This is a genomic window from Planococcus sp. ISL-110, assembly GCF_018613575.1.
Lineage (GTDB): Bacteria > Bacillota > Bacilli > Bacillales_A > Planococcaceae > Planococcus.
In genome coordinates this window covers 113,355-122,430 of the sequence record NZ_JAGGPX010000014.1, presented here as the reverse complement: position 1 = coordinate 122,430, position 9,076 = coordinate 113,355, and the positions used below count along the sequence as shown (strand labels likewise).

4 protein-coding genes are annotated in these 9,076 nt (G+C 47.7%); 1 reads left to right on the top strand and 3 read right to left on the bottom strand.

The annotated features are described in order from the left end of the window. Positions 1-47 precede the first annotated feature (47 nt). From J7I83_RS10105 to J7I83_RS10095, 3 genes are all read right to left on the bottom strand, one after another. A complete protein-coding gene (locus J7I83_RS10105; protein WP_215100577.1) occupies positions 48-383 on the bottom strand; it encodes a hypothetical protein in 336 nt (111 codons plus the stop codon). A gap of 1,236 nt (positions 384-1,619) precedes the next feature. After that, a complete protein-coding gene (locus J7I83_RS10100) occupies positions 1,620-5,162 on the bottom strand; it encodes a DUF6359 domain-containing protein (RefSeq protein ID WP_353048256.1) in 3,543 nt (1,180 codons plus the stop codon). 208 nt (positions 5,163-5,370) lie between these two features. Beyond that, positions 5,371-7,542, bottom strand: a complete 2,172-nt coding sequence (locus J7I83_RS10095; RefSeq protein ID WP_215100575.1) for a 5'-nucleotidase C-terminal domain-containing protein — start codon at positions 7,540-7,542, stop codon at positions 5,371-5,373. A 306-nt stretch (positions 7,543-7,848) separates the two neighbouring features. Here J7I83_RS10095 and J7I83_RS10090 point away from each other — a divergent pair, with 306 nt between their 5' ends. Beyond that, entirely contained in the window at positions 7,849-8,991 is a 1,143-nt protein-coding gene (locus tag J7I83_RS10090; protein WP_215100574.1) for an acyltransferase, read from the top strand. Positions 8,992-9,076: the final 85 nt, after the last annotated feature.

Sequence of the window (9,076 nt, the reverse complement as noted above, 5' to 3'; positions counted from 1 at the left end):
CGTTCTTCCGCAGGAGTCGCCGCCTTCCGCTCTTTCTTTAGGTTTCTTCATCTAATAAGTAGTGAGTGGAAAGGATTCGCTGTTGTATCCACAAAATCGAAACGTCCAGCGTGATGTGAAGGTGGAATAGAAAGCTTCTTCACAGGATAAAGGGTTGGCACTTTGGCTTTTCGCCTGCGAAAAGCGGGCATCTTGGAGGTGCGAAGCGGAACGCTGTTGGTTTGTTGGTCTGTTGTTGCCAGTAAGTGGCGATTGGATGTTTTTACATCACCATTTCGTGTTTCTACCTTCACACATTGGATTCTTATCTTCACTCTTGAAGCGGCTACCTGAACGTTCCAGATTTCTACCTGAACCTTTTGCTTTCTTACCTGCATGTTCACCATTCTTCCTCCAATTCGATTTGTTCCAACAAAGTTCAAGCCCCTGAATGGAAGCTGTTCGCGCGGCGAACAGCCGAAATAGAAAGTGACACTTTCTGATCTAGCCTCACTCACACACAAGATGTGATTTTTTCTTAAAATCCGTGTAGGAAGCTGAAACTTTCATGTAAAGATGTAAGACGTTGCGGTAGCATCCTCACCTTCTATAGTAGAAACTTGAAACGGTGAGGTAGAAACGGCAAATCTTCATCTAAAAACACAGACCCCATTTGTGGATTCATCTACACCCAGCGAAGGCGCGTACCCCACCGCCGCCGAGCGTTTCCAGAACCCCACTTTAACTATCTACCACATACAAAGTTAGACTCTTTTTATAAAAAAACCACCCAGCTGAGGTGCGTCAACGGAGTGGGTGGAGCAATAAGACTGGCAGCGTTCCCCAGCTGCCTGGCTTATTGTGGGAACCCACTCCAGAGCACCAGAGCGATTGCAGAACTTCACCAAAACTACTGCCATCACTCTATATTTATAGAATGCAGCAGGATTACAGCGTGGGAGCACGTCCCTGTCTTGAAATCCGTGTAGGAAGCTGAAACTTTCATGTAAAGATGTAAGACGTTGCGGTAGCATCCTCACCTTCTATAGTAGAAACTTGAAACGGTGAGGTAGAAACGGCAAATCTTCATCTAAAAACACAGACCCCATTTGTGGATTCATCAACACCCAGCGCCGGCGCGTGCCCCACCGCCGCCAAGCAATTCCAGAACCCCACTTTAACTATCTACTACATACAAAGTTAGACTCTTTTTATAAAAAAACCATCCAGCTGAGGCGCGTCAACGGAGTGGGTGGAGCAATAAGACTGGCAGCGATCCTCAGCTGCATGGCTTATTGTGGGAACCCACTCCAGAGCGACCGAAGCGACCTACAGAACCCCACCCAAACTACCACCACCATCTCAAACCCAGCTGAGGCGCGTCAACGGAGTGGGCGGAGCAATAAGACTGGCAAGCGCAGCGCTGCCCGGCTTAGTGCGGGAGCCCACTCCAGAGCGACCGAAGCGACTTCCAGAACCGCACCAATCATACTCCCGCTCTCTCAAACTCTTTCCTCTCAATAAATAAGCGACCGAAGCGACCTACAGAACCACACAAATCATACCTTCCACTCTCCAACCCTTACTCAAAATAAAACAAGCTCGATCAGAAAATCTGACCGAGCTTGTCTGGGTGTTGCTTATTCGGTGATAAATGGGCGGAAAAGTGAAAACATTTTCGCGATTTCTTCACGTGTAGTGAACTGGGATGGCCGGTATTTGCCGTTGTAGCCTTCGACAATCTCCAGGTCATATAGCATCGTGATCGCTCTTTTTGTTTCTGTGTTGAATTTGCCGTAGTCGCTGAATGGCGCGTAGTTGTCGACTGGGTACTTATCGTTTTTCAACTCGTATACGCGGTTCAGCATCAAAGCGAACTGGGCACGGCTGATGAATTGGTTTGGTTTGAATTCAGTAGTCGTGACACCGGTGATAATGCCGGCATGATATGCTGCGTTGATTTCGTTCTGGCGCGTTTGGTGAATATCCGAGATGTCGGTGAATGGCGAATTTTTTGCGCCTTCAATATCCAACTCCAGGATGCGTGTCAGAATGGTAACAGCTTGCATGCGGCTCAGGTTTTCTTTTGGTGCATAGGTCGTGCCGGAAGTTCCTTTGATCAGGTCTCTGTCGTAAAGATCTTTGATGTATGGGAACGACCAAGCTGTTTCTTTTACATCAGTAAAGGGCAGGTCTTTTTCTGGAACTTTTTCTGCTTTAAATGCAAGTTGTGCCAGCAACGGATCGTGATCTGATGCGCGGCCGTGCTGTTCCATGAACATCGCATTGATGTGGACCATGTCCAGCTCGGTGCGGGCTGCCAGGTTGTTGGTTACTAGTAAATGGTCAAGAACCTGTGAATTTCCCTGGTAATAATAAGAGTAGCGGTCATCAAGTGGCACGTCTTCGACTTTGTTCGTCAGAATATCGCCTTTTAATGCTTTCATGGCCGGTGTGAATTCGAAATCGTTCATGTCGCCTGCAACGACAACGTTCAAGTCCGGATCCTGCTCAAGTCCTTTTTCGATAAAGCCGTTGATGGCTTTTGCAAGTTCGATGCGCTCTGCTTCAGAGCCGAGTACTGGCGGCTGATTCTGGCCGAACAGGGGCTGGTCTCCACCTTTCGAGTTCAAGTGGGCGCCGATGACAACAACTTGCTCACCTTGGAATTCGAATTGTGCAGCGATCGGTTTGCGTGTATTCGGCATAGCGATCGGCTGGACGCGTCCCGGGTTCAAGGCCAATTCGCCATCGATCCATGAGTTGTCTTCGGTTGCCGTGCCTTTTGTTCCTTCTGAAAGCGTGACGCGTTCCGGGTTGTAGAGGTAGCCGACGCGGATATTTCCGCCTGGCTGTCCGCCGTCTTTGTTGTATTCAGGTGCGATGTCTGTCCAGGCATAAGTCGGGCCGCCTGCTGCTTTGATGCCTGCGATCAAACGCTCGTAGCTGGCAGATGCATCGCTGTTGTTTGAAGCGATCGGGCCGTCATTGTCCTGTACTTCGACCATGACGATAACGTCTGGTGAATTCAGGTCGTTAACAAATGATTCTGCAATGCGCTGTGCTTTTGCATCAGATGTATGGCTTGGATCTGCAGAAAAGTTCTCTACGTTGTAAGCCGCTACGGTCAATTCGTCTTCTTTGTTTTCAATCCATGTTTGTTCCAGCTGGGTTCCGCCGTCTGTCAGCTGGGGCAGGTCCGTTCCTTCTGCCCATAGCTTGTAGTTGCCGAAGCCATAGCCCATTACGCCGATGATGTCACCGGCGAAAGAGTCGCTTGATTTGGCAACAAAGCTTTCATTGTCAAAATCGACAGTGATGCGTTCCGGGTTGTAGTCATTTTCCGAAATCAGGATTCCGCCTTGTTTGTGGAATTCTGTGTTCGGTGAGTTTTCAGCGACAACGACCACTTCGCCGTATTTCTGCGGCCCGACGACTTGTGCGTTCGGGACAGCCAAACGCATCAATTCAAGCGATTCCCAGAAATCGATGCCGTCTTCTTTTGGATCAAATGATGCCAAACCATCGTTGTCGATAATGTCAGATGGCGGCTGGACGTCTTCTCCGATGACAATCGGTTCAGGAAGTGGAGCGGTTCCTGTTTTTACGGCGTCAGTTGCACGGATGCGCGTGATCGGCAGGTCATTGGCTCTCATATCCGAATAGCCTTCCTGGAAATGTTCTTCCACGGTGCCGTTGACCGTAACCAGATCCCCGACTTGAAGGCCGTTGGATGCTTTGTTGACTATGATGGCTTCTGAAGTCGTCAAGTCATCATCCGGAGTTGTGTCCTGGATGACAAAGTTTGCCGAGTTGTATAAATGCGTCACGACGCCGACGATTTCATTGACGGCTGCGCCTTTGTAATCCGAGTAATGGCCTTCGCCCTGGATGTCACGGATTTTCAAGTCCGCTGTTTTCAGGACCGTGTATTCGAACGTGAACACGTCGGATGTTTTGTCAGTGACCGCGATCGCTTTGATCACGGTGTCTTGGGTCAAAACGATGGGGGATGTGTATTCTGTGCTGGCGGCCGTTGGTGCTGAACCGTCAAGCGTGTAGTAAAGATGCGCACCTTCCCAGCCGGAAGCTAACGTGATTTCAGCCCCTTCGGAAACGACACCTGGGAAAATGTCGGCGTATACGGCCGGTTTGTTGACAAGTTCAAAGCTGTCAAAGCCCAGTGTCTTTACTTGGTAGGAACTATTGTATTTCGACGCGATCCCGTTTACATGGATCAAATCGCCTTCTTTGTATTGCTTGGTAAATTGCTCGAATGCCAGTCCGTTGCGGTTGTCGTTGCGGATAGTGACCGCTTCGCCGTTTTCAGCAACAGCCGAAAATTCGAATGTGCCAAAATCGTTGACCGCTTCTAAGCCTGTGATGGTGACGTTTTGCAATTCAACGCGCTCGCCTTGTGTGTCTTCAGCGACACCGGCCGGCTCGACGGTCTGCACTGCCGGCAATTCGTTATCCGAAGACAAAACTTCCACCGTGTTCGGCTGCAGTTGCAATTCACCGCCGTATTCAGAAACCGTTCCGGTCAAACGGACAAGGTCTCCCGGTGCAACGGCTGCGCTGGATGTGTAGACGTACATACCGGCTGTGTCATCCTGTGCGTAAAAGGCGTTGCCGCCCCAGAATCCTGTGCCGGTTGTGACGGTGGCGTCAACCTGGATCAGTTTGCCCGCCATGGTGCGCGCTTCTGCCAATGAATCAACGGCAGTTGCTTCGGGCGGTGCTTCGCCTTCAGAAAGGATGGCAAAGGCTGATGGAGATTTAAGGCCGGGTGTTGAGAAATAAGCTTCCAGATTGCCTGTGATGGTAACTTCTGCTTTAAAGTTGGTCGGGTTGTCGACCAGGTTCAATGCTGTACGGATCGATCCTGTTGGCAATTGTACCGGAATGATTTTCTTCGGATCGGTTTCATCCGGAGAATCGGCAAGACCTAAATTTGAAGCAATTGTAAAAGGCGCTTCCTGGTCGTAATTGGTCCCGCTAATAGCAGTCCCGACGATAAAGCCTTTCACAGTGGCAGAGCCTGAGTTGTTTGCAATGGCGTCAGCGACCGTAATCGGTTCTGCGGCATTTGCCGTTGTTGCCATATAAGGCAGCATTGCGGACAATACCAGGACAAGGCTCAATATAATCTTGCTGAATGCATGTTTGGACAAGTTTTTCACTCCTTGGTAGTGGAATAGTTTCTGCTGCAATTGTACAAGAAAGCACAATTTATCATTATTAAAAATTTGTAATTTTTATTTCTTTAAACAAATATTTGTAGAAGCGGAAATTATATTGAAAAATTAGCCAAATAAATCCCAAAAGATTTCATAGAAAAGCATCTTTACTGCTGGAGTTGCCGGCAGCAAAGATGCCATTATTCAAAACTTATTTCTGTACATAAGGTGCAAAGATGGAAATCATTTTTGCAGTTTCTGCGCGCGATGTAGATTGAGCAGGTCTGAATTTGCCGTTATAGCCTTCAACAATCCCTAATTCATCCAACATCGTAATCGCTTCTTTCGTTTCGGCATTATAGTTGCCATAGTCGCTGTAATCCGCATAATCAGTGACTACATAGTCGTCGTTGACGTTCTCATAGACACGATTTAAAATTAGCGCAAAGTGAGCACGCGAGATATCGGCTCTTGGATTGAACTTCGTCGCGTTGACGCCGTTGATCATGCCTGCTGCATAGGCTGCATCAATTTGTTTTGCTAACGTTCCCGGAAGGTCTTTCGTATCCGTAAACGGTGACGCCGGTGCATTTTCAATTTCGATGCCGAGCATACGGTTCAGGATCAATACTGCCTGCCAGCGTGGCAATGTGGCTTGTGGCGAGAACATCGTATCCGTCGTTCCGGTCATGATGCCACGGTTGTAAACATCGGTAATAAATGGAGCTGACCATTTGTCCATATCCACATCTGTATAAGGAATCACTGGGCTGATGCGGTTTTCGAGCATCGGTTTTACACTGTCCAATGATTCGATATGGTCAATGAACATTTCGTAATCGATATTTCCCGGCTCACTTACACGGCCAGCTGCATAGGCATCTGCAAATGATGTATAACCATCGCCGCCTTTAGCCGTAAATGTGTTTGTTGCTACTTTGTAGTTTTTCGTCAAATCCAGTGGAGTCAACGTGTCGCCTGTTTTGATGTTGACAGAAGTCACACGAGAACCTGCTGCCGCTTTTGGATCAAATGTCATTTCCAAACCTGCCACTTGCAAGAACCCGCCGTTTTCAGCCGGGAACAGTCGAACGCTGTGTTCAAGGGCTGCTTTCAGTTCTGCACCTGTCAGGTTCATGATGGCCAAAGCGTTGCCGAATGGCATCGTCGTCAAAACTTCTCCGACGGTGATGTCGCCCAGGTTGATTGATGCGCGAATCCCGCCGCCATTTTGAAGCGCGATTACAGTATCGGCATCAATTGTTTTGGCTTTTGCCAGCATGCCATCTGCAATCAGGTTTCCAAGGTTTGTTTCAGCTGCACGAACGCCGCCTGCGTTGCGTCCACCGTTAAGGAAGACTTCAGCTGTTGCGCCTGTTGACTGATTTTTCACTGCTTCTATTTCTGCAGCAAAAGGTGCAAGAAGTTCCGCTGCTTCGGCATCTGGAACAATGCCTTCTGCGTTGACGTCATGCAATTGGCCAGCATGAGACGTGACCACGCCTTCTGCATTGAACGTAAGATCCAATTGGCCGAGGAATTTATTGTATTCATTTGCCTGTACGATTATGGTAGGGTCTGTATTTCCATCAAAAACATAAGGTTCAGCAAGTTTTTTATGCGTGTGCCCACCGACGACGACATCAATGCCTTCAACCGCTTCGGCCAGCAATAAATCGTTGTCGAATTCAGCAGCGTCGTCAAAGCCGATATGTGTCAAAGCGACGATTTTGTTGACGCCCGCTTCTTCAAATGCCGTTACTGCTTCCTCAGCCGCTTCGATGTAATTAGAGAATGTGATGTCTCCCGGGCTTGAAATAGAAGCTGTTTCTTCTGTTGTCAAACCGAAAACGCCAACTTCTTCGCCGTCAATTTCTTTGATGATGCCGTTATAGACTTCACCGTTATTATAGTTTGCTGTGTAAACTTCGTTTTGGAGACCAGCCATATTTTCGTCCGCTGAAAAGTCGACGTTCGCTGATACGAATGGGAATTCAGCCCCTTCGACAAATTCAGCAAGAGATTGATGGCCGCGCTCGCTTGACCCTAAATCGAACTCGTGGTTCCCGAAAGTCATAGCATCATATTTCATCAAATTCATGAATGGCAAATCTGCTTGCCCTTCATAAGTATTAAAGTAAAGTGTTCCAGAAAAAACATCCCCTGCATCAAGCAATAAGTTGTTCGGTTGCTCTCCGCGAATTTTGTTCACTAGAGCTACCCGATTTGCGATTTTGTCCAAGTTGGCATGCGTATCGTTCGTGTGCATGATCGTCAGTTCAAAATCCCCTTCGGCCGCGCTGGCTGTTTGTGACGATTGGACACCGACTACACTTGCAGTCAGGGCAACAGCGATTGCTGATTTAAACATTTTTCCTTTCATTCGACACCATCCTTTAGATTTTTTGAGCAATTGCAGCTTATGCTGGACTGGCTCTACTGGAGCTAGCGGAAACGGGCATTGCCCGTTTGTTCAATAAGCGCAATCATTCAATTTGAGTTTAGCATATGGGAATTTTTACAACAATAGAATTACCGGAATTTTACTAATAATTTAACAATTTATTTACATTGTTCATAGAGCACACCTTCTATAGAGCTTGCATGCTTCCAATGGGCAAAAACATGTTATAATAGCAAACGTGCTTGTTTCAAAGCAGCGCCAGATTTTAGAAAGCCAGGTGATATCATGAATCTATCCCGAAAATATTTGAATGAAGTCCAGTATGCACGCGCACTTGCCTTGTTTGGTGTGTTTGCTGTCCATTCCTCTTCCACCGGTCTCGGCGGAAGCGATCCGAGCTCAATTCCTTTTGCTTTGTATAATTTTTTCAACATCGCCGGGAAATTGGGCACGCCGACATTTATTTTTCTCAGCAGTTTCATCTTGTTCTACACCTATTACCACCGCGACTTGACGGTGAACCTGTTCCAAAAGTTTTATAAGAAACGCCTATTGTATATCCTGGTCCCCTATATAGTCTTCTCGGTCTTTTATTATGTATTGAAATTAAACATATATGACACATTCGTGGATTTCCCCACACTGATTTCAAGCTTCTTGACTGCGCTGGCGACAGGCAAAGCGCACACGCATCTGTATTTCGTGTTTGTCAGTGTGCAGTTTTACTTGATGTTCCCGTTCTTGCTGTATTTGTTCAAACGCTTCCGGTTTATCCGCAAGTACGCCATCATCCTTGGAATTATCATCCAATGGACATGGGTCATTCTGAATTCGGAAGTTTTCCAGGTAACGGCTAAAAATTCCGTCGCCTTGTCCTACTTCATGTTCTACTTTTTCGGGGCATTCCTCGGCGTTTATTACGAACGTGTAGCTGCTTGGATTCACGACTGGCGGAAACATTGGGCTGCGCTTACCGGAATTCTTATCGGTTACGGAGCCACGATTTTCATGTATGTCGGCATGATGTACATGATCCGCACGCAGCAAGGTAGCTACAGCAACCGGCTGCTTGAGTTTGCGTGGAGCACGCATGCATTTTTTGCCGCTGCGGTGATTTTCATCACCGTTCATTTTATCCAGAAATGGAAGGTGCCGAAATTCAAGGCGTTCTTGACAGAAATCGGCGCGGTGTCGTTCGGCATGTATTTGATCCACCCGTTCTTCCTGATGTTCCTGCGCAGTTGGCTGCCCAGCGGCGAACCGCTGATTTTCCATTCCTGGCAGCTGATCACGTTAGCTGTCACTTTCTTCAGCAGTTGGCTGATTGTCCGCCTGTTCTACGATTTTGTGCCACACAGCTGGATCGTTTTTGGTCAAGGCAATCGCGTGTTGAATAAACCTCAGAAGACGAAAGAAGTAAAAGCATAGTTGGTGAGGCATTCCTGTTATTTGAGGAATGTCTTTTTTTGTTGTGTGGGAGTAGTTTTGGTGGGGTTCTGAAGGTCGCTTTGGA